This is a genomic window from Geomonas azotofigens (assembly GCF_018919395.1).
GTDB classification, from domain to species: domain Bacteria; phylum Desulfobacterota; class Desulfuromonadia; order Geobacterales; family Geobacteraceae; genus Geomonas; species Geomonas azotofigens.
Genome location: NZ_JAHLME010000001.1, coordinates 1,120,382 through 1,144,161, shown reverse-complemented (window position 1 = coordinate 1,144,161; position 23,780 = coordinate 1,120,382). Strand labels below are relative to the sequence as shown.

Annotated in this window: 25 protein-coding genes; 15 read left to right on the top strand and 10 right to left on the bottom strand. The window is 62.0% G+C overall.

Annotated features, from left to right (window positions below; all coding sequences use genetic code 11):
• The first annotated feature begins 205 nt into the window (after nt 1–205).
• From trxA to KOL99_RS04965, 3 genes are all read left to right on the top strand, one after another.
• Complete coding sequence (gene trxA, locus KOL99_RS04975; RefSeq protein ID WP_199396653.1) at nt 206–535, top strand: thioredoxin; 330 nt, start codon at nt 206–208, stop codon at nt 533–535.
• 1 nt (nt 536) lies between these two features.
• Nucleotides 537–1,061, top strand: a complete 525-nt coding sequence (locus tag KOL99_RS04970) for a TlpA family protein disulfide reductase (RefSeq protein WP_216509358.1) — start codon at nt 537–539, stop codon at nt 1,059–1,061.
• A 216-nt stretch (nt 1,062–1,277) separates the two neighbouring features.
• Entirely contained in the window at nt 1,278–1,517 is a 240-nt protein-coding gene (locus tag KOL99_RS04965) for a hypothetical protein (protein ID WP_216509357.1), read from the top strand.
• A gap of 375 nt (nt 1,518–1,892) precedes the next feature.
• Here KOL99_RS04965 and KOL99_RS04960 read toward each other — a convergent pair whose 3' ends face one another.
• A complete protein-coding gene (locus KOL99_RS04960; protein WP_216509356.1) occupies nt 1,893–2,810 on the bottom strand; it encodes an AraC family transcriptional regulator in 918 nt (305 codons plus the stop codon).
• Nucleotides 2,811–3,119: 309 nt separating this feature from the next.
• On the opposite strand from KOL99_RS04960, the gene KOL99_RS04955 reads away from it, so the two are divergent.
• The 6 genes from KOL99_RS04955 (at nt 3,120) to KOL99_RS04930 (ending at nt 9,551) form a co-directional block, all read left to right on the top strand.
• Complete coding sequence (locus tag KOL99_RS04955) at nt 3,120–4,130, top strand: aldo/keto reductase (protein ID WP_216509355.1); 1,011 nt, start codon at nt 3,120–3,122, stop codon at nt 4,128–4,130.
• A gap of 22 nt (nt 4,131–4,152) precedes the next feature.
• Nucleotides 4,153–5,211, top strand: coding sequence for an NAD(P)-dependent alcohol dehydrogenase (locus KOL99_RS04950; protein ID WP_216509354.1), 1,059 nt, complete (start codon nt 4,153–4,155; stop codon nt 5,209–5,211).
• A gap of 187 nt (nt 5,212–5,398) precedes the next feature.
• Nucleotides 5,399–6,403 carry an MBL fold metallo-hydrolase gene (locus KOL99_RS04945; protein WP_236025766.1) on the top strand — a complete coding sequence of 335 codons (1,005 nt, stop codon included), beginning with the start codon at nt 5,399–5,401 and terminating at the stop codon, nt 6,401–6,403.
• Between the two features lie 76 nt (nt 6,404–6,479).
• Entirely contained in the window at nt 6,480–7,199 is a 720-nt protein-coding gene (locus KOL99_RS04940) for a 4Fe-4S dicluster domain-containing protein (RefSeq protein ID WP_216509352.1), read from the top strand.
• Nucleotides 7,196–8,998: an aldehyde ferredoxin oxidoreductase family protein gene (locus tag KOL99_RS04935; RefSeq protein ID WP_216509351.1), complete on the top strand. Its 1,803-nt coding sequence runs from the start codon at nt 7,196–7,198 to the stop codon at nt 8,996–8,998. Before KOL99_RS04940 ends, KOL99_RS04935 begins: the two co-directional genes overlap by 4 nt.
• A gap of 31 nt (nt 8,999–9,029) precedes the next feature.
• Nucleotides 9,030–9,551 (top strand): flavodoxin, encoded by a 522-nt coding sequence (locus KOL99_RS04930; RefSeq protein ID WP_216509350.1) that lies wholly within the window; start codon nt 9,030–9,032, stop codon nt 9,549–9,551.
• A gap of 130 nt (nt 9,552–9,681) precedes the next feature.
• On the opposite strand, the gene lipA is transcribed toward KOL99_RS04930, so the two are convergent.
• From lipA to gcvT, 6 genes are all read right to left on the bottom strand, one after another.
• Nucleotides 9,682–10,542 (bottom strand): lipoyl synthase, encoded by an 861-nt coding sequence (gene lipA, locus KOL99_RS04925; protein ID WP_216509349.1) that lies wholly within the window; start codon nt 10,540–10,542, stop codon nt 9,682–9,684.
• 26 nt (nt 10,543–10,568) lie between these two features.
• The gene (locus KOL99_RS04920; RefSeq protein ID WP_216509348.1) at nt 10,569–11,369 is read right to left on the bottom strand and encodes a lipoate--protein ligase family protein; all 801 of its coding nucleotides are present in this window, start codon (nt 11,367–11,369) and stop codon (nt 10,569–10,571) included.
• 229 nt (nt 11,370–11,598) lie between these two features.
• Nucleotides 11,599–13,038: an aminomethyl-transferring glycine dehydrogenase subunit GcvPB gene (gene gcvPB / locus KOL99_RS04915; RefSeq protein WP_216509347.1), complete on the bottom strand. Its 1,440-nt coding sequence runs from the start codon at nt 13,036–13,038 to the stop codon at nt 11,599–11,601.
• Entirely contained in the window at nt 13,029–14,366 is a 1,338-nt protein-coding gene (gcvPA, locus tag KOL99_RS04910; RefSeq protein ID WP_216509346.1) for an aminomethyl-transferring glycine dehydrogenase subunit GcvPA, read from the bottom strand. The genes gcvPB and gcvPA overlap by 10 nt, the downstream gene beginning before the upstream one ends.
• A gap of 1 nt (nt 14,367) precedes the next feature.
• Entirely contained in the window at nt 14,368–14,739 is a 372-nt protein-coding gene (gene gcvH, locus KOL99_RS04905; protein ID WP_216509345.1) for a glycine cleavage system protein GcvH, read from the bottom strand.
• Nucleotides 14,740–14,847: 108 nt separating this feature from the next.
• On the bottom strand, nt 14,848–15,939 hold the full coding sequence (gene gcvT / locus KOL99_RS04900) for a glycine cleavage system aminomethyltransferase GcvT (RefSeq protein WP_216509344.1): 1,092 nt from the start codon (nt 15,937–15,939) through the stop codon (nt 14,848–14,850).
• Nucleotides 15,940–16,088: 149 nt separating this feature from the next.
• Between gcvT and KOL99_RS04895 the strand changes: the two genes are divergently transcribed.
• From KOL99_RS04895 to KOL99_RS04870, 6 genes are all read left to right on the top strand, one after another.
• The gene (locus KOL99_RS04895) at nt 16,089–16,427 is read left to right on the top strand and encodes a hypothetical protein (RefSeq protein WP_216509343.1); all 339 of its coding nucleotides are present in this window, start codon (nt 16,089–16,091) and stop codon (nt 16,425–16,427) included.
• A gap of 5 nt (nt 16,428–16,432) precedes the next feature.
• The gene (locus tag KOL99_RS04890; protein WP_216509342.1) at nt 16,433–17,416 is read left to right on the top strand and encodes a 2-hydroxyacyl-CoA dehydratase family protein; all 984 of its coding nucleotides are present in this window, start codon (nt 16,433–16,435) and stop codon (nt 17,414–17,416) included.
• 140 nt (nt 17,417–17,556) lie between these two features.
• On the top strand, nt 17,557–18,333 hold the full coding sequence (locus KOL99_RS04885) for an acyl-CoA dehydratase activase (RefSeq protein WP_216509341.1): 777 nt from the start codon (nt 17,557–17,559) through the stop codon (nt 18,331–18,333).
• Between the two features lie 222 nt (nt 18,334–18,555).
• Nucleotides 18,556–18,852 carry a cytochrome C gene (locus KOL99_RS04880; protein ID WP_216509340.1) on the top strand — a complete coding sequence of 99 codons (297 nt, stop codon included), beginning with the start codon at nt 18,556–18,558 and terminating at the stop codon, nt 18,850–18,852.
• A complete protein-coding gene (locus KOL99_RS04875; RefSeq protein WP_216509339.1) occupies nt 18,852–19,433 on the top strand; it encodes a putative metallopeptidase in 582 nt (193 codons plus the stop codon). The genes KOL99_RS04880 and KOL99_RS04875 overlap by 1 nt, the downstream gene beginning before the upstream one ends.
• 89 nt (nt 19,434–19,522) lie before the next feature.
• Nucleotides 19,523–20,176: a hypothetical protein gene (locus tag KOL99_RS04870; RefSeq protein ID WP_216509338.1), complete on the top strand. Its 654-nt coding sequence runs from the start codon at nt 19,523–19,525 to the stop codon at nt 20,174–20,176.
• Between the two features lie 136 nt (nt 20,177–20,312).
• Here the strand turns inward: KOL99_RS04870 and KOL99_RS04865 are convergent, their stop codons facing one another.
• The 3 genes from KOL99_RS04865 to mscL all read right to left on the bottom strand — a co-directional run bounded on the left by KOL99_RS04865 (nt 20,313) and on the right by mscL (nt 23,737).
• Nucleotides 20,313–21,695: an OmpA family protein gene (locus tag KOL99_RS04865; RefSeq protein ID WP_216509337.1), complete on the bottom strand. Its 1,383-nt coding sequence runs from the start codon at nt 21,693–21,695 to the stop codon at nt 20,313–20,315.
• 297 nt (nt 21,696–21,992) lie between these two features.
• Nucleotides 21,993–23,279: an OmpA family protein gene (locus tag KOL99_RS04860; protein WP_216509336.1), complete on the bottom strand. Its 1,287-nt coding sequence runs from the start codon at nt 23,277–23,279 to the stop codon at nt 21,993–21,995.
• Nucleotides 23,280–23,308: 29 nt separating this feature from the next.
• Nucleotides 23,309–23,737 carry a large conductance mechanosensitive channel protein MscL gene (mscL, locus tag KOL99_RS04855; protein WP_216509335.1) on the bottom strand — a complete coding sequence of 143 codons (429 nt, stop codon included), beginning with the start codon at nt 23,735–23,737 and terminating at the stop codon, nt 23,309–23,311.
• Nucleotides 23,738–23,780 lie beyond the last annotated feature (43 nt).

Genomic DNA, 23,780 nt, shown 5'->3' with positions numbered 1-23,780 from the left:
CAACAGATCGGTGTCACCTTTAATTATAGCGGGGCGGCCGCCCCAATATGGCCCTATCCCGCAGCCCTGTCAATGCTGAATACGTCAACGGTCAGAGGGGTTTGGACACCTTAACCACCTCTCACCCAAGGGGCATTTACTCCTTGCTTTTTTTATCGGCTCATTTATAGTAGAACTCACTTTTTTTATTAAAGGAGAAGGTTCAATGGCCAGCGAAAACGTACATACCTTTACCGATGACAACTTTGAGAAGGAAGTCCTGCAGTCCGACATCCCGGTGCTGGTAGACTTCTGGGCCACCTGGTGCGCCCCCTGCAAAGCGATCGCCCCCCTCATCGATACCGTGGCGTCCGAGTACGAAGGACGCGTTAAAGTAGGCAAAGTCAACGTTGACGACAACCCGGCGACCCCCGGCAAATACGGCGTGCGCGGGATTCCCACCGTCATCCTGATCAAAGACGGCAAAGTGCTTGATCAGGTAGTCGGCGCCATCCCGAAAGCCCAGCTGGAGGCCCTGATCAATAAGGCTCTCTAAAATGAAAAAGCAGATGCAGTTCAAGAAATACCTGGCGAGGATCACCCCCCTGGCGCTGGCAGGCCTGCTGCTCTTCACGCAACCCGCCGCTGCCATACTGCAAAAAGGCGACCCCGCTCCCCCGATCAAGGTGACCACCACTTCCGGCCAGCCGATCACCTTGAACAACTACAAGGGTTACGTCCTGGTGATGGACTTCTTCGCCACCTGGTGCATCCCCTGCAAGGAAGCCATCCCCCATCTGAACTCGCTCAGGGCGAAGTACGGCAAGCAGGGGCTGCAGGTGCTGGGAGTAAGTGTCGATGAAGGAAGCGACCGCGACGTCAAGAACTTCATCAATGAGCGCAGGATCAGTTACCCGGTCGCCATAGCCGGCGAGGAGATGCAGACCGAGTACGGCTTGCGTTCCATCCCCACCGTTTTCGTCATCAACAAGAAAGGTGTCGTAGCCGAGAGGTTCCAAGGCTTCTCCGACCAGACCGCGAAGGCGATGGAAGACACCATCAAGAGGCTGCTCGCCGAATAGGCGCTATCAGCAGCGAGTAGAAAAATCAGAGCGGCTCTTCGCTGCGATACCACAACGGTAATCGCTGGGAAGCAGCCGCTCTTTTCGTTCCTGTCCCCGCCTCACTCCCACAGATACGTGACTCACATCTCCCCTTCCGGCACATTGACTTTCTCTAATGACATGGCACGATTCGTGGGTACTTTTTCCCGACCACATCAACAGAGGAGGTTATCCATGAAACTCAGAGCAACGGGGATAATTGGGCAGGACGACGATGGTCACATAGTCCTCGAGTTGAAGAAAGGCCAAGATGTCGGGGTGATCAAGAGTCACGTGGGTGAGGAGGTCGAAATGGTGATCCTCACCAAGGAGGCAGCCGTGAAGCCCCGGGAGTCGGCTGCTTCTGCGACGGATCCCGGAGACCTCAGCACATGCGCCAAGCCCGGGTACTGGAACATCGAGGACCAGCAATGACCTTCGCAATTTAGGGAGGCCTTCGCACCTCAGGAAGACGTTTCAAACTTCCACGGACGCGTTGCAAGTTTGCACGGGCACGTTGCAAATTACCACGGGTAGGTTGCAAATTACTACGGGCGCGTTGCAAATTACTACGGGCACATAGCAAATTACCATGGGCGCGTTGCAAGTTACCATGGGCGCGTTGCAAGTTACCATGGGCGCGTTGCAAGTTACCATGGGCGCGTTGCAAGTTACCACGGGCATGTTGCAAGTTACCACGGGCGTGTTGCAAATTACCACGGGCGTGTTGCAAGTTACCACAGACGCAAAACAAATTACCCCCCCGGGGGGGGCTCAGCTGGATGGCGATGCTCTAGCAGGATGCGCCTATCACGCGGAAACCGATGTTGGCAGGTCGCCGGTAGCCATGCGGCGCAAGTGGTTGATGTCCCTAAGCGGCGGCGTCCCGAAGAGGCGGCTGTACTCCCGGCTGAACTGCGAGGCGCTCTCGTAGCCGACGTTGAAGGCGGCGGTGGTCGCGTCCAGACGCTCGGTCAGCATCAGGCGGCGGGCCTCGTTCAGGCGCAGCATCTTCTGGTACTGCAGCGGGCTCATCGCCGTCAGGGTCCGGAAGTGGTGGTGAAACGTGGAAGTACTCATGTTCACCTTGGTCGCAAGCTCGTCGATACGCAACGGGTTGGCGAAGTTCCCCTTGAGCCAGTCGATCGCCCTGGCGATCTGCTGGCTCTGGCTTCCCGCCGAAGCGATCTGCCTCAGGCGCGCCCCCTGGTCGCCAACGAGCAGCCGGTAGATGATCTCGCGCTGGATCATCGGCGCCAGAATGGGCACATCCTTTTCATCGTCAAGCAGGTCGAGCAAGCGCTGGAAGGCGCTGATAAGCGGCTGGGTGACCTCCCCGACCGCCATACCCCTGCTGGACTGCTGGGTGCGGGGCTGCGGGAGGTTACTGTCCAGCATGAGTTGGGAGACCTCACGCAGGTCGAGCATCAGCCTGAGACCAAGGTACGGCTTCTCCGGGCTGGCCTCGATGATCTGCACCACCGTGGGGAGATGCACCGACGTGATCAGGAAGTGATTGGCGTCGTAGACCAAGGTTTCATCGCCGAGCTGGATGCGCTTGGCGCCCTGGGCGACCAGGCAGACACTCGGCTCATAGATGCCGGTCCCCGGCTCGGTCACTTCTTCCCTTCTGAACAGTGACAACCCGGGCACCGGCGTGGTGAACATCTCGCCATGTTCGGTCCATCGGGCAACGCTCCGCCTCAAACTTTCAATAGCTTCTTCCATGTGCATCGACCTCCAACCATCAGCACAAGCGGTTGTTTTAACAACTCTTTGACTTCAACCATCCTAGCCAAGCCGTGCGTGCATTACAACTTTTTTCGAAGCATCCGGAGAATCAGGCAAAAATCAGGCAGGATCGGTCTACCCGCCTTTCCTGTTTAAGAGCTAGTATCTGATCATCGCAATGGGTCACGCGATCATGCCCACGCTGGAGCATGGAGCACGATGCGATAGAATTTGCCGGTACGTCTACTGTCATAGCATCGGTCCCTGCCGCATCGACAACTACACAATGACTCAAAGGAGACCAAAATGCAAAAGCGCAAACTGGGGAAAAGCGGACTGGAAGTTTCCGCCCTGGGACTAGGCTGCATGGGCATGAGCTTCTCGTACGGCCCCCCAAAGGACAAGCAGGAGATGATCGCCCTGCTGCGAACGGCAGTGGAGCGCGGCGTTACCTTTTTCGATACCGCTGAAGTCTACGGACCGTTCACCAACGAGGAACTGGTCGGCGAGGCGCTCGCCCCGCTGAGGGACCAGGTGGTGATCGCCACGAAGTTTGGCTTCGACATCGCCGCGGGCAAGGACCCCAGGGGGATGAAGGGTGGCCTCCCCGCTCTCAACAGCCGCCCGGAGCACATCCGCGAAGTCGCGGAGGCCTCGCTGAAGCGGCTCAAAATCGAGGTCATCGACCTCTTCTACCAGCACAGGGTCGATCCCGACGTGCCGATCGAAGAGGTGGCGGGCGCGGTGAAGCAGCTGATCAAGGAAGGGAAGGTAAAGCACTTCGGCCTCTCCGAAGCGGGGGTGCAGACCATTCGTCGCGCCCACGCCGTGCAGCCGGTCGCCGCGTTGCAGAACGAATACTCGCTGTGGTGGCGCCGCCCCGAGGCGGAGATTCTTCCCACGCTGGAGGAACTCGGCATCGGTCTGGTCGCCTACAGCCCGCTCGGCAAGGGGTTCCTGACCGGGAAGATCGACGCCAGCACCACCTTCGACAGCACCGACTTCCGCACCACCCTCCCCCGCTTCACACCCGAGGCGCGGCAGGCAAACCAGGCCCTGGTGGACCTGCTGGGGGAGCTCGCGGCCCAGAAAAAGGCTACGCCGGCGCAGATCGCCCTCGCCTGGCTGCTGGCGCAAAAGCCGTGGATCGTGCCCATCCCGGGAACAACGAAACTGGAGCGGCTGGACGAGAACAACGGCGCCGTCGACATCAACCTGAGCGCGGAGGACCTGCGCCAGATAGACTCCGCCGCCGCCAGGATCCACGTCGAGGGGGACCGTTACCCCGAGATGCTGGAAAAGCTCACCAACAGGTAACCAGGAACAAGGAGGAGCAACCATGTATAAGGCAAAAGCATATTCCGCCGCCAGCGCGACCGCCCCGCTGGCTTCGACCACCATTCAGCGCCGCGAGCCTACCGACCGCGACGTCCAGATCGAAATCCTTTTCTGCGGCATCTGCCACTCCGACCTGCACACCGTGCGTGACGAGTGGAACAGCGTGATGCCGACCATCTATCCCTGCGTACCGGGGCACGAGATCGTGGGGCGGGTGACCAAGGTCGGCTCGGCGGTCACCAAGTTCAAGCCGGGCGACCTGGCCGGGGTCGGCTGCCTGGTCGATTCCGATCACAGCTGCCCCAGTTGCGAGGCGAACCTGGAGCAGTTCTGCACCAACGCGACCTTCACCTACAACTCGCCCGACAAGCACCTGGGCGGGGTCACCTATGGCGGCTACTCGGACAGCATCGTGGTCGACGAGCACTTCGTGCTGCGCGTCCCCACCAACTTGAACCTGGCCGGGGTCGCGCCGCTGCTCTGCGCCGGGATCACCACCTACTCCCCCATCCACCGCTGGGGCGACATCAAGGGGAAAAAGGTCGGCGTGGTCGGCCTCGGGGGCCTCGGCCACATGGGGGTCAAATTCGCCAAGGCGTTCGGCGCCCACGTCGTGGTCTTCACCACCTCCCCCGGGAAGAAAGAGGATGCCCTGCGCCTGGGCGCCGACGAGGTGATCATCTCCACCGACGCCGAGCAGATGAAGAAGCACGCCGGCACGTTCAACTTCATCCTCGACACCATCGCCGCGGATCACGACCTCAACGCCTACATCCAGATGCTGGGGCTGGAGGGGAACATCACCCTGGTCGGCGCGCCGGACAAGCCGCTTGCCCTCTCCTCCTTCGCGCTTTTGTTCGGTCGGCGCAGCGTTTCCGGCTCACTCATCGGCGGCCTCGCCGAGACCCAGGAGATGCTCGACTTCTGCGGTCAGCACAACATCACCTCCGACGTGGAAGTGATCCCGATCCAGAGGGTGAACGAAGCGTACGAAAGACTGGTCAAGTCGGACGTTAAGTACCGCTTCTCCATCGACATGGCCTCGCTGAAATCCGAGTAGGAACAACACCGCCGCCGGCCCCACGACTGCCGCGGGCCGGCGGCCAACCACGAGAAAAATGAACCTGAAACGAAAGATGGTCGCGGCTGTGATCATCGGAGGCTTAACAATCATGGCAGTACGCAGCGGCGGCGAAGTTGCCCGGCAAGGATCAGCGGAGGCCGCGAAAGAATCAGCAGGAGACGTGATGACGACCGGAGGAGTACTGAAGTCAGTCCAGGTCATGTGGAATTTCTTCTTCAACAAGCCGACCGACACCCGCCCTACCGGAAAAATCCCGATCCACAAGATGACCTGCGATGAGCTGCTCTCCGCACCTGACAACACCGCCTTTAGGATCGGGCACTCCACGGTGCTCCTCAAGCTGCAGGACTCCTTCTGGCTCACGGATCCGATGTTTTCGGAGCGTGCTTCACCGGTACAGTGGGCGGGCCCCCAGCGGTTCCACCAGACGCCGATCAGCATCGAGGATTTACCTCCCATCAAGGCGGTAATCATCTCCCATGACCACTACGACCACCTGGACCGCGATTCCATAATGAAGTTATCCGCCAAGACGGAGCATTTCCTGGTGCCGGTCGGCGTAGGTGACATCATAACCGGCTGGGGCGTCCCGGCGGCCAAGGTACGGCAGCTGAACTGGTGGCAGTCGACGAAGGTGGACGAGGTCCGCGTGGTGGCAACACCCTGCAGGCACTTCTCCGGCCGCGGTCTGTTCGGCAAAAACCAGACCCTGCAGAACTCGTGGACCATCCTCGCTCCCGGCTTCCGGATCTTTTTCAGCGGGGACTCCGGCTACTTCCACGGCTTCAAAAGGATCGGCGAGCAGTACGGCCCGTTCGACCTGACCCTGCTCGAGGCCGGAGCGTACAACGCGAATTGGGCGGGGGTTCACATGATGCCCGAAGAAACCATCCAGGCGCACGTCGACCTGAAGGGGAAGAGGATGCTGCCCATTCACAACGGGACCTTCGACCTTTCCATGCACGCCTGGCGCGAACCGTTCGACAGGATGCTGGCGCTGGCGAAGGCGCGAAACGTCGAGGTGGCCATGCCGGCCATGGGGGAACCGGTCTGCCCATCAGCAGCCGCGCAAGACAGGCCATGGTGGGCATCGGTCGACGCGCCCCCCGCGCTGGTCACGGCAGGTAGAACCCTTGGCCAGCTTGCCGGCCGTAGCGTTCAGCGCTAGGCAGGAGAAAAGCTGAGAGACTCAAAGAGCGTGCAATGCGGCAGCTAGGAAAGCTTTTCCATTCAAGGAGGCTGATATGACGAGGGATAACGAGCAAACGCGGCAGCACCAAACCACCTTCACCCGCCGGGAGTTCCTGAAGGGAGTCGGGGTTGGGGGCGGCGCGCTGGTGCTGTTCGGGCAGTTCGGGATTCACTCGGCGGCGTGGGCGCTGTCGGGCGAACCGACCTTGAAGATGGTCGTGGTGGATTACAACAAGTGCACGGGATGCAGAACCTGCGAGGCGGCGTGCTCGTCGCGCAATAGACCCGCAGCCGTCGCGGGGAAGGCCCTGCCGGGACTCGGCAACCCCTACTTCGCCAACATCAAGGTCCACAACTTCAACCCCGACGTGGACGTCCCCAACGTCTGCGCCATGTGCGCCGACACCCCTTGCGCCAAAGCGTGCCCCGTTGAGCCCGACGCCAAAACCGGGCGGCGCGCCTTCTATCGCGACGACGTGACGCACACCATGCACAACGACGCCAACCGATGTATCGGCTGCGGCAGTTGCGCCAAGGCCTGCGCCGCGCAACGCACCGGTGTCATTCGCCCCAACCCGGAGACGGGAAAACCGGAGCGGATGTGCACCCTGTGCGGGGGCGATCCGCAGTGCGCCAAGCGTTGCCCCTTCGGAGCGCTCTCCTACGTCGAGGTGCGGCGCGACCGGAAATTCTACGGCCTCGGCCCGGAAAAGATAGCGGCTGAATTGGCCAGGAACTGGTACGGGACGGCAACGTTGGGAGGTGTGAAATGAGCGGCAAACCGGGATACCACGGCAGGATCCTTGAAATAGATCTGACCTCGGGTAAGTCCAGGACGGTAGCCGTCCCTCCCGAGGACCTCGACAAGTTCGTGGGGGGACAGGGGCTGGGCATGAAGCTGCTCTGGGACCGCCTGAAAAAGCCGGGCGTCGACGCTCTCTCCCCGGAGAATCCGCTCATGTTCATACCCGGACCGTTCTCCGGGCTCCCGGTCCCCTCGTCGTCGCGGACCTGCGTGGTCACCAAGTCCCCCATCACGGCGCCGCTAAAATCCGATCACCGCCATGCCTCCACCGTCACCTACTCCAACATGGGGGGCTTCTTCGGGCCGGAGATCAGGTTCGCGGGATACGACGGGCTGGTGGTCACCGGCAAGGCCAGGGAGCTTTCCTACATCGTCATCGACAACGACAAGGTGACCATTCGGGATGCCCGGAAGTTCAAGGGGATGCGGACCGACGCCTTCGACAAGGCCTTTCTGGAAGAGCTCGGCGACCGCAACTACAAGACGGTGTACATCGGCCCCGCCGGAGAAAACCTGGTCCCCTACTCCAGCATCATCCACACCGCCGGGAGGGCCGCCGGGCGCGGCGGGTCCGGCTGCGTCATGGGCTCCAAAAATCTGAAGGCCATCGCCGTCAAGGGTTCCGGCCAGCCGGGCGTCGCCGACCACGAACGGTTCCTGGCCGCGCTGGAAAAGGCCAGGCGCGCGCTCTACGGGACGACCTACGCCAAATCGTGGGCCGAACAGGGGACGGCCAGGGCCATCGTCGGCAACAGCAACGCCGGGACCGAATCGGTGCGCAACTACCGCGAGGGGACCTTCACCGAGGCGGACAAGATCGGCGGCGACGCGGCGCGGCGCGACGTGTGGGTGCGGGACTTCGCCTGCTACTGCTGTCCGCTCGCGTGCAAGAAGAGCGGCGTCACCAAGGGGAAGTACGGCGGCGTGGTGCATGACGGCCCCGAGTACGAAACCGGCGTCATGCTCGGCTCCAACCTGATGATTTCCGACATGCCCGGTCTCTTGAGGGCGATCTACAACATCGACGACCTCGGCCTGGACCAGATCTCCACCGGCAACGTGATCGGCTTTTTGATGGAGGCCTACGAAAAGGGGATGATCGACCGGAAGTTTCTGGACGGCATTGACCTCACGTGGGGGAGCGTGGACGCGACCCTGGCCATGATCGAAAAGATCGCCGCCAAGGAGGGCGTGGGCGCCCTCGCCGCCCAGGGTGTGGCCAACCTGTCCCGCCACATCGGACAGGGGAGCGAGAAGTTCGCCATCCACGTGAAGGGGCTGGAACTGGCGGCGCACAACATCCAGGGGAACCAGCCCAGGGCACTTTCCTACGTCACCGCGTCCCGGGGGGCCTGCCACATGAGCGGCGACGACATCGCCATGCAGAACAGGCGCGCCATGCTCGACTCCACCGGCATGTGCTTTTTCCCGACCTTCGAGCCGGCACTGGAAGAGCCCATGCTCGAACTGCTGAGCGCGATCACCGGTCACGAGTACGACAAGGCCGAGTTCGAAAAGGCGGGGGAGAGAATCTTCAACCTGGAGAAAATGTTCAACTATCGCGAGGGGTTCCGCCGCGGCGACGACAAGCTGCCGGACCGGTTCTTCGAGGACGCCTTCACCATCGGCGCCAAGAAAGGTGCCGTGCTGGATCGGAAAAAGTTCCAGGACATGCTGACCACGTACTACCAGGACCGCGGCTGGGATCCTACCACGACCAAACCGGGCGAAGCCAAACTGAAGGAACTGGGATTGGAGTTCGTCTGAAAGACGAGAAACCGAAATAAGGATGTTTTAGATGAGCAATGAAAGCACTAAGGCAAGCAGCGGGGCGTGGAAGGTACTGACGGTCTACTTCTCGCATTCCGGGAACACCCGGGAATGTGCCCGGCAGATCCAGCAAAGGGTGGGGGGCGACCTGCTCGAATTGACGCCGGTCCAACCATATCCTGAAGACTACAACACCGTCGTTGACCAGGCGAAGCGCGAGCTGCGGGCGGGGTACCGGCCGGGTTTGAAGACAAAAGGTCACGACGTCGCCGACTACGACGTCGTGTTCGTCGGTTCCCCCAACTGGTGGAACACGGTGGCGCCGCCGGTCATGACATACCTGGCTGGACACGACTTCAGCGACAAGGCGATCGTGCCGTTCATAACCCATGAAGGAACCGGCTTAGGGCAGAGCGCACAGGACATCAGGAATCTCTGCCCCGGCGCCACGGTTCTGGAAGGACTCGCCATTCGCGGCGGCGAGGTCAACCGGGCCGGGCAGAAACTTTCTGAATGGCTGCGCAAGCTCGGCCTAGCAGAGGCGGCATGACGGCTTGGCTGGATAAAACCTGTAGGGGCGAATAATCATTCGCCCGCCTTTTACCGCATTCTGCACCTCGACTTCTCTCGCCATGGGCACTGGCCGGGGCACCGGCGGCTGGGCAAATAATTATTTGCCCCTACAGTATCTCAGGCCTCTCACCGTAGCGGTCGGCCATGTAAGAACTGCGCACGTAGGGGGCGCTCTCGACGTGGAGGAGGCCGGCGGCAAGCGCCTGCTCCTTCAGCCGGTCGAAGCGTTCCGGCTCGACGAACCGCTGCACCGGGTAGTGCTGACGGCTGGGCGCGAGATACTGGCCCAGACTCAGGTAGCTGCACCCCGCCGCAACCAGGTCCGTGAATACCGCGAGGAGTTCGTCCTCCTCCTCGCCCAGCCCGAGCATCAATCCCGATTTGGTCTTCAACTCCGGTTCCAGCCGGTGCGCGTCGGCCAGCAGCCGCAGAGATCGCTGGTAATCTGCGCCGGAGCGGATGGCGTACAGCCTCGGCACCGTTTCCAGATTGTGCCCCAGGATGTCGGGCGCGCTCGCCAGCACCGTCTTCAGCGCCTCCTGGTCCTCCTGAAAATCCGGGATCAGCAATTCGATCTTCGTTGCCGGCGAGGCCCTACGAATGGCGGCAACCGTCTCGGCGTACTGCCCCGCCCCGCCGTCGGGGAGATCGTCGCGGGTGGGACTCGTGATCACCACGTGGGAGAGCTTCAAGCGGCAGACAGCCTCGGCCACCGCCGTCGGCTCGCCCTGTTCCGGCGGCAGGGGCACTTCCTTGGACACCGAGCAGAACGAGCAAAGCCGCGTGCAGGCGCGCCCGAGGATCAGGAAGGTCGCCTGCCGCTGCCGGAAGCATTCGGTGATGTTGGGGCAGCGGGCCTGCTGGCACACGGTGTTCAGGTTGAGCTCTTTCAAGAGCCCTTCCATCTCCGCGTGTGCCGCCGGGTTTACCTTCTTTTGCAGCCATTCCGGCTTGCGCATTGCTTCCATTTCTCGCCCTATAACCCAGTCAGTCTTTAGCTCCGCCCCTCGAAGGTCCAACTCGGGCAGCGGTACTTGTGTTCCTCAAGTTTCCCCGCGGTAACCATCTCCTGGTCTGTGGGCGGCTCGGGCACCAGGTCGACGCCCATCCGCTCCTGGAACGACTCGACCAGCAGTCGTTTCAGTTCACCCGGTTCGGGCGTGTGGCCCAGTTCCGCCAGGCTCACCGAGCGAGCCGCACCCGGCGCCGGTTCTTTGAGGTAGCGAAGCCCCTGCCGCACACGGTTTTCCAGCGGGATCGAGCCGTGCTGCAATATGGCGCCGGAGAGGCGGCGCTGGGCGTTGCCGCCGATCTTGCGATCGTTGACCACGACGTCGAATTCCTCTTTGCCGGCGAAACAGAAGGAGGTCCGTTCTCCCAGCCGCTCCGCGCCGGGGTTGCAGTCCACGGCGAAGCGGGCGTCGAGTCCGAGGTGCTGGTAGGTGCCGAGCAGAAAGCCGCACAGTTTGCGGAAGCCGTCCTTTACGCCGGTCCGGTCGCCCAGGTGTTCAGGCGCGCAGACCACGCTGTAGGTCACCTCGGCGGCGTGGTAGATGATGCCGCCTCCGGTCATGCGCCGCACCACCGGCACCCCCTCCTCGCGACAGAGATCGAGGTTGAGCGCGGCGGCCGAGTCCTGGTAGCGGCCCACCGAGAGCGTCGGGGGATTCCAGCCGTACAGGCGCAGGACCGGCCGCGTGGGATCCTTCTGGAAACAGCTGAGGAGCGCCTCGTCGAGGGCCATGTTGCCCGGACCATCCAGGGGCCCGGTATCTATCAAACGCCACTTACACATAAAACCTCTAAACCATTAGCCACGGAGAAAATCTGAGGAAATCTGAGAGAGGCAGAAGACTTGGGTACAGCAAAAAACAGAAACTTTCGCCCGCACATCCGCTGCTTTCCTTTAGCCACGGATGCCTGCCTCCCAGAGCCTTCCCGCAAAGTTCTTTGCCTTTCTCCGATTTTGTCTTTCCTCAGATGTTCTCAGATTTTCTCCGTGGCCAATGGTTTTGCCTCTATTTTTATTCGCAGCACACCTGCTGCATTCTGGCGGCGCGGGTCTCGTCGAGGCGCCCCACCGGGGTGGTCACCGGCGCCTCGTGCAACCGCCCCGGATTCTCCCTGGCCATCCTGGCCGCTTCCAGCATCACCTCGATGAAGGCATCCATGGTCTGCTTGCTCTCGGTCTCGGTCGGCTCGATCATGATGGCCTCCTTGACGTTGAGCGGGAAGTACACGGTCGGCGGGTGGAAGCCCCGGTCGATGAGGTACTTGGCGACGTCTATGGCGTGCACCCCGTTTTCCACCTGGCGGCTCGCGGAAAACACGCACTCGTGCATGCAGGTCTGGTCGAAGGGAAGCTCGTACTCCTCCTTCAACCGCGCCATCATGTAGTTGGCGTTCAACACCGCCTGCTCGCTCACCTCGATCAGCCCTTCGCGCCCCAGGAGCATGATGTAGGCGTAGGCGCGCGCCATTATGGCGAAGTTGCCGAAGAAGTCGGAAACCCGGCCGATGCCCTCGGGGTGATCCTCCACGGCATAGCTGCCGTCCTCTCTGCGCACCACGCGCGGGGTGGGGAGGAAGCGAACGAGATCCCCCCTCACGCCGATGGGGCCGCTGCCGGGGCCGCCTCCGCCGTGCGGCGTCCCGAAGGTCTTGTGCAGGTTGACGTGGATGACGTCGAAGCCGACGTCGCCGGGGCGCACCTTGCCAAGAATGGCGTTCAGGTTGGCGCCGTCGTAGTAGGTGAGCGCGCCCCCCTCGTGGGCGATGGCGCAGATCTCGGCGATGTGCGGGTTGAACAGCCCCAGGGTGTTGGGGCAGGTCAGCATCACCGCCGCCACCTCGTCGTTCATCGCCTGCCGGAACAGGTCGAGGTCCATATCACCGTAGGGGGCGGTCGGGACGGTGACGATCTCGTAGCCGGCCATGGCGGCGCTGGCCGGGTTGGTGCCGTGCGAGGAGTCCGGGACGATGACGTACTTCCGCTTCGCATCGCCACGCGCCTTGTGGTAGGCGGCGATCACCATGATGCCGGTCATCTCGCCGTGGGCGCCGGCCAAGGGCTGGGTGGTCACCTCTTCCATGCCGGTGATCTCCGCCAGCTGCCGTTCCAGCTCATAGACGATGGCCAGCGGCCCCTGCACCAGCTGGTCCCCGCCGGGAAGCAGCGCCAGCATCGGGTGGCAGGAGGCGAAGAGCCCGCCAGCATTCTCGGTAACCTTGGTGTTGTACTTCATGGTGCAGGAACCAAGCGGATAGAAATTGGTATCCACCGAGAAGTTCCTGCGGGAGAGGTTGGTGTAATGCCGCACCAGGTCCAGTTCGCCCACCTCGGGCAGGCGCACCGGCTCACGGCGCCTCACCGCGTCGGGGAGGGACGCGGCCTTGGGTACGTCGCTCAAGGGGACCCTGACGCCGGTGCGTCCGGAGACGGATTTCTCGAAGATCAGCTCCATAACACCTCCTCAAGCAGCAGCGCCAGACGGTCGATCTCGTCCTTGGTCCGCTTTTCGGTCACGGTCACCACCAGCGCCCGCTCCATGCCGGGATAGTACTGCCCCAGCGGCACTCCCGCCGCCACTCCCTTGTCGAGCAGCCGTTGTACCACTTCGGCGCCGTCCTTGGGAAGGGCCAAGGTGAACTCGTTGAAGGTGGCGCCGCTGTTGAGCAGGTCGATCCCGCGCACCGCGCCGAGCACGGACTTAGCGTACTGCGCCTTGTCGTAGTTCAGCTGGGCCAGGTCCTCGAATCCCTTCTTCCCGAGCGAGGCGCAGAAGATAAGGCCGCGCAGGGCGCACAGGCTCTGGTTGCTGCAGATGTTGGAGGTCGCCTTGTGCCGCTTGATGTGCTGCTCGCGCGCCTGCAGGGTGAGCACGAAGCCGCGCCGTCCCTGGTGGTCGACGGTCTCGCCGACGATGCGCCCGGGGAGGTTCCTGATGAAGCGCTTCCTTGTGGCGATGAAGCCGAAGTAGGGGCCGCCGAAGGAGAGGTGGTTGCCGAGGCTCTGCCCCTCCCCCACCGCGATGTCCGCCCCCATCTCGCCGGGGCTCGCGACGAGGCCCAGGGCTATCGGGTAACAGGAGACGATCAGAAGCGCCTCGTGGTCGTGCGCCTTCTGCGCCAGCTCCCGGAAGTCCTGGACCGAGCCGAAGAAGTTCGGGCTCTGCACGATGACCGCGGCGGTCTCGTCGTCGATGGCGGCCATGAGACCGGCAAGGTCGGAGGCGCAGCCGTCGGGCGCCACCTGCACCGCTTGCGCGGAGAGGCCGTGCAGGTAGCCGGTGACGATCTCCCGGTGCAGCGGGTTCACGGACGCGTCGACGATCACCTTGTGCCGGTCGGTGATGCGCAGCGACATGAGCGCCGCCTCGGCGACCGCGGTGCCGCCGTCGTAGAGCGAGGCGTTGGAGGCTTCCATGCCGGTCAGGCGGCAGATGGTGGTCTGGTACTCGTAGAGCGCCTGCAGCGTCCCCTGAGCGCATTCGGGCTGGTATGGCGTGTAGGCGGTGTAGAACTCGGCGCGGGAGGCGAGGTGATCCACGGCGGCGGGGATGAAGTGGTCATAGATACCGCCGCCGATGAAGGGGGTGATATCGGCGCCGCAGGAGGCCGCCTTCTCCCTCATGAGCCGCATGAGCTCCAGCTCGGACATGCCGGGCGGAAGCTCGAAAGACTTGGCGCGCAGTTCAGCGGGAATGGGGGCGAAGAGCTCCTCCACGCTGGCCGCGCCGATCGCCGCCAGCATGTCCCGGATGTCGTCCGGCGTGTTCGGGCAGTATCCCATGTCACAGTCCTTTCAGGTACTCGTCGTAGGCGGCGGCGTCCATGAGCGCGCCCAGTTCGGCCTCGTTCACCCCTTCGAGCTTGCAGATCCATCCCTGCGACTCGGCCCCCTGGTTCACCAGTTCCGGCGCGTCATCCAGCGCCTGGTTCACCTCGGCCACTTTCCCCGAGACCGGCGCATAGATGTCGCTGGCGGCCTTGACCGACTCGATGGCCGCCAGGGCGTCGAACTGTTTGACGCTCTTGCCGATCTTGGGGAGCTCGACATAGGTGATGTCCCCAAGTTCGTGGGCCGCGTGCTCGCTGATCCCCACCGTCGCCTGCGCCCCCGCCATTTCGACCCACTCGTGCTCCTTGGTGTAGAACTTTGCCATGATCCCGACCTCCGTTAAGTTGGAAAAACAATGCGAACAGGGATAAAGGGGATAACTGCCAGGGACATGTCTTTATCCCCTGTATCCCTTTTATCCCTGTTAATGATTTCAGCTTCTGAGCGACCCGCCGGTGTAGAAGGGAAGCTCCACCACCTGCGCCTCCATCTCGACCCGGTCCTGTTTGATGGTGAGCCGGGTGCCGAGCGCCGCCGCCTCGGGCTTGACCAACCCCAGGCCGATGCCGCAGGCGAGCATGGGGGAGAAGGCGCCGCTGGTCACCACGCCCACCTCATCCCCCTCTTGCAGGATCTGGTAATGGTGACGCGGCGCGCGCCGCGAATCGACCTTGAAGGCGACCTTCATCCTGAACGAGCCCTGCTCCATCTCCCGCTCCAGGGCAGCCTTGCCCACGAACTCCTTGTTCATGTTGACGAAGGTGGAGAGCCCGGCGGTAAGTGGCGTAATCTGCTCGTCCAAGTCGTTGCCGTAGAGGGAATACCCCATCTCCAGGCGCAGCAGATCGCGGGCGCCCAGTCCGGCCGGCGCCACGCGCGGGTCCTCGAGCAGCAGGCGCCAGAACTCCGCAACCTTGTCCGCGGGGAGAAAAATCTCGTACCCCAACTCCCCGGTGTAGCCGGTGCGGCTGACGATGGCGTCACTGCCGAGGATGCTGGTCTTAATAAACTTGAAGAAGGGGATGTCCTGGATCGCCGCCCCGAAATGCCGCACCATGATCTCGCGGGAGAGCGGCCCCTGCAGGTCGACCTTGCCGGTGCGGGCGGAGATGTCGGTCAGGGCGGCGGGATCCTTGAGCCGAGAGCGGATCACTGCGAAATCGTTGTCGGTGGTGGCGGCGTTGACCACGATCATCACTTCGTCTTCGGCCAACCGGAACACGATCAGATCGTCAATGACGCCGCCGGCGTCGTTCAGGAGAAATCCGTAGCGCGAGCGCCCGACGGGAATGGATTTGACCGAGAAGGTGAAGACATTTTCCAGCCCGTTGGCGACCACGTCGCCTTTGCAGAGGAACTCCCCCATGTGACAGATATCGAAGAGGGCGGCCTTCTCGCGGCACCACTTGTGCTCGGCGATGATGCCGGAGTACTGGATCGGCATGAGCCACCCGCCGAAGGGCGCCATCAGCGCCTTGAGATTCTCGTGGTCCGCACGCAGCGGGGTCGCCTTGAGCTCTTCCATACCTGACTCCTTTCGCTGGACAATCGTTAGCACCCGTTAAACAAAAGAACGTGAACAGATCGTTATAATATCTCTCAAACACCCTATCTCTTTAACTTCTTGCTAAATTCACCGATATGAATATAATCTAGCCGTTGTTAGGAGAACTCATGGATAACTCTGAGCTGTTACAAAAGACTGCGGAAAAGCTTTCGCCGTTCGAGACGGCCCACCTGATAGACTTCGCCCAGCGCCTGACCGTGAAGAGCGCACTCTCCAACCCCTGGATCGTCTGCGCCTTCCTGATTGTCGCTTTCTACGCCGTGATCGTGCGGTCGAAGTTCGTGCTGGCGGTGCTTTTCACCACCATCTCGCTGCTGCTCCTGATCCGCTACACCATGCCGGCGGAAGGCGATTCGCTGAACCTCTCCACGACCCTTCCCTTCGCCTTCGGCGGTCTCGCCATCGGTGCGTTCCTCATCTATCTGTATTTCATCAAGACGGAGTAGAACTTTTGCGCAGAGTAGGCTTTACCACCACCATCCCGCTGGAAGTACTGGTCGCGGCGGGCGTGGTTCCCATCGATCTCAACAACGTCTTCATCACCCATCCCGAAAAGACCTCACTGATAGAAGAGGCCGAGCTCACCGGCTTCCCCCGCAACGTCTGCGCCTGGATCAAGGGTATCTACGGCGCCGTGGTCGCCAGCGGCGTCAAGGAGATGATCGCCGTCACCGAAGGGGACTGCAGCTACACCAAGGCTCTCATGGAGGTCCTGTCGCTGGACGGGGTGCGGGTCTATCCGTTCGCCTACCCGGCAAGCCGTGAAGCCGCGCCGCTCAAGGCGGAGATCGAGAAGCTCATGTCCGTTTTCGGCGTCGGCTGGACCGAGGTGAACGAGGCGAAGAGACGCCTGGACCGGATCAGGGCGAAGGTGCACGAGATCGACCGGCTGACCTGGCAGGAGAACCGGGTCACCGGCGAGGAGAACCACTACTTCCAGGTCTGCACCTCGGACATGAACGGCGACCTCGACGCCTTCGAGGCCGAGGTGGACGCCTTCCTGGCGCAGGCGGCGCGCAGGCCCGAGCGCAAGGAGCGGATGAGGCTGGCCTACCTCGGGGTCCCGCCGATCGTCTCCGGCCTTTACGATTTCGTGGAGGAGGTGGGCGCCCGCGTCGTCTTCAACGAGACCCAGCGGCAGTTCTCCATGCCTTACGGCATCCAGGACCTCGTGGAGCAGTACCGCGCTTACAGCTACCCCTACGACATCTTCCACCGGCTCGGCGATATCAGCCGTGAACTGGAGAAACGCAAGGTGGACGGGGTGATCCACTACGTGCAATCCTTCTGCTTTAGGCAGATCGAGGATATGGTACTCAGAAAGAGCATCAAGCTCCCGATTCTCACGCTCGAAGGTGACAAACCGGGTGCTGTCGATGCCAGGACGAAGATCAGGCTGGAAGGGTTTCTGGAATTGCTCGATGAGCGTAACTGAAAGTCCCTTGGCTGTGCCAAACCCGTGACAAAATATACAATGGCCGCTGCGATTGGCAAGCAGGGCACAAGATAAAACCGCACCGTTCGTATCTGTAAAATGCTTCGGAGCGGTCGGCATTGACAGGAGAAGAGATTCAGGTGTCAGACACGTTGAAAATAGGAATCGACCTCGGGAGCAGGAAGGCCAAGTTCGCACTGATGCGCGGCGACCAGATCGTCAAGCTGGCGGACCTGGACACCATTGCCTTCTACAAGAAGTACGGCAGCATCGTGAACGACGAGTTGTCGCTCGATCTCCTCGGGAGCGGCATCTTCAGCGCCGAGGAACTGGCCGAGGCGCAGATCACGGTCACCGGCTACGGCCGTAACAGCATCAACCTGCACGGGGCGCGCGTGATCTCGGAGATCAAGGCCCACGTCGCCGGCGCGCGCACCCAGACCGGGTTCGCCAACTTCACTCTTCTGGACATGGGAGGACAGGACACCAAGGTGGCCCAGGTGGTGGCGGGAAGGCTGACCGACTTCGTCATGAACGACAAGTGCGCCGCCTCCAGCGGGCGCTACCTGGAGAACATGGCGGCGGTCCTCGAGGTGAGCCTGGAAGAACTTTCGTCGCATTCCGAGGAGCCGGTGGCGCTGGATGCCACCTGCGGCATCTTCGGCGAGAGCGAACTGATCGGGCAGATCCTTCGGGGCTATCCGGTTTCCAGGCTCTGCGCCGGCGTCAACCTCACCCTGGTGAAGCGGGTGATGCCGATGCTGAAGCGTTTCCCCTCGGACACCCTGGTGATCACCGGCGGCGTCGCGCTGAACGGCGCCATGGTGGAGCTGTTGCGGGCCCAGTGCGGCATGGAGATCGTGATACCGGAGCACCCGCAGCACAACGGCGCCATCGGCTGCGCCTCGAACCCTTGAAACACAACGTGCATAGAGACAAACCTAAACATCGATTTAACGCAAAGCCGCAGAGACGCTAAGAAACCAGGAAAAATCTTTCTAGGTAAAGACCAACCTGTTTTTCCCTTTGCGTCTTCGCGCCTTGGCGTCTTTGCGTTAAAAGCTCTTGAAACAATTTCGCTTGAATTTTCCCTGCGGCCCGTTTAACCTCGCCGCTTAGATTTGATATCCGGAGGGCACATGCGTATCGGCAAGAAAGACTGGATCTTCATCGGCATCATCGCGGCCGTTTTCATCATCTTCTACGTCATTTCCGGCGAGGAAAAGACCAAGCGCGTCCCGCTGGACGACACCCACAAGCCGTCCTACGAGCTGTTCAAGAAGACCGGCAGCAAGATGGAGGCCGACAAGGGCTGCCCCACCTGCCACAACACCGAGCCGGGCGGCGTCCCCTTCCCCGCCAAGCACCCCGTGAAACCCAAGGACGGGCCGATGCGCTGCCTATTCTGCCACAAGCTCAAACTCGCCGGAGTGTAATGTCCACATTGAACCTGACCGGGGAGCTGGAGCGGCTGATCTACGACATCACCCTCCGCTCCCCGGAACTGCACCACATCATCCCCGAAAAGCTGCTGGTCTGCGTCTCGACCGGCAGGGCCAGCCGCGGCGGCAGCCTCGCCAAGATCCACCCGCTGCGCTTCGCCGGCGGCGAGAGATCGGTCAAGACCCGGCGCGGACGGCGCAGCGTCCTCTGCACCATGCCCAGCATCACCCACCGCGGCGAGGAGATGCTCTACGTCATCTACTTCCTGGTCCCCCGCTTCCTGGAACTCTCCTTCCGCGAGAAGCTGATCACCATATTCCACGAGCTGTACCACATCTCCCCTGCCTGCGACGGCGACATCCGCCGCTTTCCCGGCCGCAACTACGCCCACGGCTCCTCCACCAAGGCCTATAACCTGTTGATGGGACAACTGGTGGACCGTTACCTGGAGGCGATCCCGGACCGATCTGCGCTCGACTTCCTGGAGGGGAACCTGGCGTCGCTGCGCTCGCGGCACAGCGCCATCGTGGCCCGCCGCCTGCAGGCGCCCCGCATCAGCATCACCCCGGCCTGAGCCTCAAGGCGAATGTTGACTTTTCACTGGAAAAACTATAACTTCGCAGGCGCTTACAGACCCGCAGACCCCAAAGGGGGTAAGATATCATGCTGAAACTGGACTACACCGTCACCCGCAAGTTCGATGAGCTCGCCGAGAAGGCGAAGAAGGTGAGTTCTTCGCAGCTGATCAACGACATCGCCGCCACCGTCGACTCAAAGCTGTTCCAGGACTGGGCCAACTCGGCGCTGAGCCTTCTGCAGCAGATCTTCGGCGAGGAGAGCGCCTACTACCGCAACTTCCAATCCATCTACGCCAAGATCATCAACATCACCTACAAGGAAAGCTTCGACAACTGCCGGGCCATCGTGCAGTCCGCCCGCGAGGAATACGAAGCGGGAGGTCTCACCGAGATCCGCCTGTTCCTGGACCACGCGGTGCTCCAATACCTGGGCGGCAGGACCTCCGAGTTTTTGAAGCGCGGCGACAACCACACAGCCTGCATCCTGGCTTCTGTCTTGCTGGAGCAGGCGCTCATGCTGATCTGCGGCAACAAGGGAATCGCGACCGGAAGCACCGACGAGATGAACGAGGCGCTCTACCAGGCGAAGGTGTACCAGGTGGGAACCTACCAGCGGGTCAAGGACTGGTGCTACATGAAGGCGGACTTCCTGTCCGGACAGGGGGAGCGATACCGCACCGCCGACGTGGACGAGATGCTGCGCGGCGTGCAGCGCTTCATCGCCAAGGAGATCGGGTGAACGGGTAAAGACTGACACTTGAGTCGAGACAGAGCAGCAAAAAAAGGGGAAGCCATATGGCCTCCCCTTTTTGCTTTAGTTGCGCGGCCACTGACTGGCAGCCGCAGGCGTTCTCACTCTCAATCTTTGCCTTTATCTATTTTGGGGTCACCACGCAGTCGATGATGGCGTTGATCCTGCGGTTCTTGGCCCGCCCCTCGGCGGTGCTGTTGTAGGCGACGCGCCTGGTGTAGCCGTACCCCTTGGCGGTGAGGCGGCTCTTCTCGATGCCGAAGTTGTCGACCAGGTAACGCACCGCGCTCTCGGCGCGCTCACGCGACAGCTTCATGTTGTACTCGTAGCCGCCGACGTTGTCGGTGTGCCCTTCGATGATGGCCGTGGTGGTCGGGTACTTCTTCATGTAATCGGCGACTTTCGCCATTTCATCCTTGTACTGCGGCTTGATGTCGAACTTGCCGGTGTCGAATTCGACCACCAGGGCCATGCACAGGCGCTCGGGAGGCTTCACCTCCTTCACGTCGAAGGCACAGTCGATGATGGCCTCGATGCGGCGGTTGGCCTGGCGCCCCTCGTCGGTGGCATTGGAGGCCACGGGGCGCGACAGGCCGAAGCCGCGTGCCTCGAGGCGGGGGCGGTCGATGCCGCAGTTGGTGACCATGTAGTCGACGACCGCCTGGGCGCGGCGCTTGGAGAGGTCGAGGTTGTACTCGGGAGCGCCCACGTTGTCGGTGTGCCCCTCGATGATGGCGGTGGTGGTCGGATACTGCTTCATGAACTCACACACCGGACCGATCTGCTCCTTGTCCTCCTGGCGGATGGCGGCCCTGTCGATGTCGAACTCGCCGTGCAGGGTGACGCAGTACTTGTAGTGACCAGGCGTCGGCTCGGCAGCGGGGACCGGTTCCAGCGGCGGCTCCTCGGCGGGGGCAGGCTGCGGGGGGGGCTCCTGCTTGGCGACCGCCGCGGGGGCCTCCTTGACGCCGCCGAACATGAAATCAACCCCGACGGTGTACTCCAGGTTGTGGAACGACTCGCCATCCTCCCTGAGGATGAGATGCCGCAGGTCGCCCCTGAGAGCCATCGCGTCGGTGAGGAAATACTTCACGCCCGCCCCGTAGTTGAAGGCGGGGCGGCTGGTCTCGAAGGGACCGGACGCTTCACGGGACTGCCCGCCAAAGCCGGCCGCGACGTAGGGGACCAGTTGGCTGTCCGGCATGAAGTGGTAGAGCATGTCGAGGTGGTAGTTGTACGCGTCGAGGTCACCTATGTTGCTGTGCCTCTTCCCTTCGGTGGGAACGTAATCGAACACCGCCTCGAGACCGAAGTGCTTGGTGAAGTTGTAACCGCCGCGCAAGCCAAAGACAGGTGCGGTCTCCAGGTGTTCTTTGCCGATGAAGGTGTAGCCGCCGACAAAGGGTGACAGGGAGAAGCTTTGTGCCTTGATCTCGGCGTGGGCCTGCGTGAGCAGCGTGAACATCAATGCGGGAACCAGAACAAGCAACAGCAGGTACTTTTTCATCTGACACCTCCTATGTTGTTTAGGCTTCACTGTGATAACGCATTGGGAGAGCGCCCGGGCGGCGACGCGGTCATACTGTTGCGACTGAAGGTGAGGCGGGACAGAGTGCTCATTTCCCGCGAGCAATGGCTCGCGCCACCTTGGTATTGAGGCAGCCGGGAAAAAGCACATCGCTAAGGCTACCACTCATTTACCGGGGCGCAAGAAACTGATGTCATCAAACAGACAGGAGGGAATTATAAAAGGCGCTCCCTGCCAGACGGGAGCGCCTTTTTTGTCACGAGCCGGGTTTTGGTTCTACTCGCAGCTGAAGTTGGACTCGATGCGGCGGTTTTGCTGTTTCCCGGCAGCGGTCTTGTTGCTGGCAACCGGTTTGGTGGGACCGTAGCCGACCGCCTTGATACGGTCGGGGGCGACGCCGAAGTTCTTGATCAGGTAGTCGCGCACGCTCTCGGCGCGACGCTGGGACAGCTTCATGTTGGCGGCCTTGTTGCCGACGTTGTCGGTGTGCCCTTCGATGGTTCCTTTTGCCTGGGGGAATTCCTTGAGGAAGGCGCCCACGGCCTGGAGCTCATCGTGGTACTGCGGCTTGATGTCCGACTTGTTGGTGTCGAACTTGATGTTGATCACCGCGGGCTTGCACAGCTTGGCCGGTTCGGGAACCGGGACCACAACCGGCGGCGGAGGCGGAACCGGGGCCACGACAGGTGCCGGCGCGGGAACAGGTGGGGGCGGCGGAGCCATCACGTCGACCTTGGCCAGGCTCTTCGCGGTCCCGCCGGCGCCGTTGCAAACGAGGGTGTAATCGGCGCTTTGCGCGGGAGTGACCGTCATGGAGCCGGAAACCGGCACCGGACCGACGCTCGGCTCGATAACGCAGGAGGTAGCGTTGCTGGAAGTCCAGGTCAGGGTCACCATCCCTCCCTGGATGACCGAGGCAGGTGTGATGGTGAGCTGGTCGGTCGGGGCCGCCGGGGGCGGAGGCACTACTACGGGTGCGGGGACCGGTTCCGGCTTGGGAGCCGGGGCGGCCGCCTCCTTGACGCCGCCGAAGATGAAGTCCATCCCCACGGTGTACTCGAGGTTGTGCACCCGCTCGCCGTCGCCCATCGGCATCAGGTGCCGCACATCGCCCCTCAGCGCGAGGGCGTCCTTCAGGAAGTACTTGACGCCCAGGCCGTAGTTGAAGGCGGAATGATCGGTGTCGGTCCCGTTAGGATATTTCCTCGACTGCCCGCCAAAGCCCATCGCGAGATACGGCACCAACTGGGATTCCGGCATCAAGTGAAAAAGGGCGTCGAGATGGTAGTTGTACACGTCCACACCATCCCCGATGCCGCTGTTTTTCTTCCCTTCCGTGTTGACGTAATCGAACACCGCCTCCAGCCCGAAATGCCTGCTGAGGTTGTAGCCGGCGCGCAGACCGTACACCGGCATGGTCTCCAGACGGTCCTTGCCGATGAAGGTGTACCCCCCGATGTAGGGGGACAGGGAGAAGCTCTCCGCTTTCACCTCGGCCCGGGCGGCGGTGTGGACGCCCAGCAGCAAGGCCGGAGCGAGAAGAAACAGCACTTTTTTGTTCATCTAGATTACCTCCTGTGGAATTTCAGGATTCACTCCTGCTCGGATGTGCAGTTGGGGCAGCGGGTCGCCTTGACGGGTATCATGGTGCAGCAGCGCGGGCATTCCTTGGTGGTGACCGGGGGGGGAGGCGCCGGCACCAGCCTGTTGATCTGGCGCACCACGAGAAAGAGGGCGAAGGCGATGATCACGAAATCGAAGATGGTGTTCAGGAAAAGCCCGTAGGCGATCACCGGGACACCGGCCGCCTTGGCCTCGGCGACGGAGCGGACCGGCGTGGTCGAGAGGTTGAAGAAGAGGGAGGCGAAATCGATGTTGCCCAGCAACCTCCCGATGGGCGGGGTGAGGATGTCTGCGACGAAAGAGGTGACGATCTTGCCGAAGGCGGCCCCGAGCACAACGGCGACGGCGAGATCGATCACGTTCCCCTTGACGGCGAACTTCTTGAATTCCTCAAGCATTTCAGCGTTCCCTCCTTCCAATTAAGATCATGTTTCAGCAGTA

What these genes read in the sequence shown, in the direction of transcription:
- KOL99_RS04945 (WP_236025766.1), top strand. Translation starts at nt 5,399, where the DNA reads ATGACGACCGGAGGAGTACTGAAGTCAGTCCAGGTCATGTGGAATTTC.
- KOL99_RS04860 (WP_216509336.1), bottom strand. Translation starts at nt 23,279, where the DNA reads ATGAACAAAAAAGTGCTGTTTCTTCTCGCTCCGGCCTTGCTGCTGGGC.
- KOL99_RS04960 (WP_216509356.1), bottom strand. Translation starts at nt 2,810, where the DNA reads ATGGAAGAAGCTATTGAAAGTTTGAGGCGGAGCGTTGCCCGATGGACC.
- KOL99_RS04895 (WP_216509343.1), top strand. Translation starts at nt 16,089, where the DNA reads ATGGATAACTCTGAGCTGTTACAAAAGACTGCGGAAAAGCTTTCGCCG.
- mscL (WP_216509335.1), bottom strand. Translation starts at nt 23,737, where the DNA reads ATGCTTGAGGAATTCAAGAAGTTCGCCGTCAAGGGGAACGTGATCGAT.
- KOL99_RS04935 (WP_216509351.1), top strand. Translation starts at nt 7,196, where the DNA reads ATGAGCGGCAAACCGGGATACCACGGCAGGATCCTTGAAATAGATCTG.
- KOL99_RS04880 (WP_216509340.1), top strand. Translation starts at nt 18,556, where the DNA reads ATGCGTATCGGCAAGAAAGACTGGATCTTCATCGGCATCATCGCGGCC.
- KOL99_RS04940 (WP_216509352.1), top strand. Translation starts at nt 6,480, where the DNA reads ATGACGAGGGATAACGAGCAAACGCGGCAGCACCAAACCACCTTCACC.
- KOL99_RS04965 (WP_216509357.1), top strand. Translation starts at nt 1,278, where the DNA reads ATGAAACTCAGAGCAACGGGGATAATTGGGCAGGACGACGATGGTCAC.
- KOL99_RS04920 (WP_216509348.1), bottom strand. Translation starts at nt 11,369, where the DNA reads ATGTGTAAGTGGCGTTTGATAGATACCGGGCCCCTGGATGGTCCGGGC.
- gcvT (WP_216509344.1), bottom strand. Translation starts at nt 15,939, where the DNA reads ATGGAAGAGCTCAAGGCGACCCCGCTGCGTGCGGACCACGAGAATCTC.
- KOL99_RS04930 (WP_216509350.1), top strand. Translation starts at nt 9,030, where the DNA reads ATGAGCAATGAAAGCACTAAGGCAAGCAGCGGGGCGTGGAAGGTACTG.
- KOL99_RS04875 (WP_216509339.1), top strand. Translation starts at nt 18,852, where the DNA reads ATGTCCACATTGAACCTGACCGGGGAGCTGGAGCGGCTGATCTACGAC.
- gcvH (WP_216509345.1), bottom strand. Translation starts at nt 14,739, where the DNA reads ATGGCAAAGTTCTACACCAAGGAGCACGAGTGGGTCGAAATGGCGGGG.
- gcvPB (WP_216509347.1), bottom strand. Translation starts at nt 13,038, where the DNA reads ATGGAGCTGATCTTCGAGAAATCCGTCTCCGGACGCACCGGCGTCAGG.
- KOL99_RS04950 (WP_216509354.1), top strand. Translation starts at nt 4,153, where the DNA reads ATGTATAAGGCAAAAGCATATTCCGCCGCCAGCGCGACCGCCCCGCTG.
- KOL99_RS04865 (WP_216509337.1), bottom strand. Translation starts at nt 21,695, where the DNA reads ATGAAAAAGTACCTGCTGTTGCTTGTTCTGGTTCCCGCATTGATGTTC.
- gcvPA (WP_216509346.1), bottom strand. Translation starts at nt 14,366, where the DNA reads ATGGGATACTGCCCGAACACGCCGGACGACATCCGGGACATGCTGGCG.
- KOL99_RS04970 (WP_216509358.1), top strand. Translation starts at nt 537, where the DNA reads ATGAAAAAGCAGATGCAGTTCAAGAAATACCTGGCGAGGATCACCCCC.
- trxA (WP_199396653.1), top strand. Translation starts at nt 206, where the DNA reads ATGGCCAGCGAAAACGTACATACCTTTACCGATGACAACTTTGAGAAG.
- KOL99_RS04870 (WP_216509338.1), top strand. Translation starts at nt 19,523, where the DNA reads ATGCTGAAACTGGACTACACCGTCACCCGCAAGTTCGATGAGCTCGCC.
- KOL99_RS04955 (WP_216509355.1), top strand. Translation starts at nt 3,120, where the DNA reads ATGCAAAAGCGCAAACTGGGGAAAAGCGGACTGGAAGTTTCCGCCCTG.
- lipA (WP_216509349.1), bottom strand. Translation starts at nt 10,542, where the DNA reads ATGGAAGCAATGCGCAAGCCGGAATGGCTGCAAAAGAAGGTAAACCCG.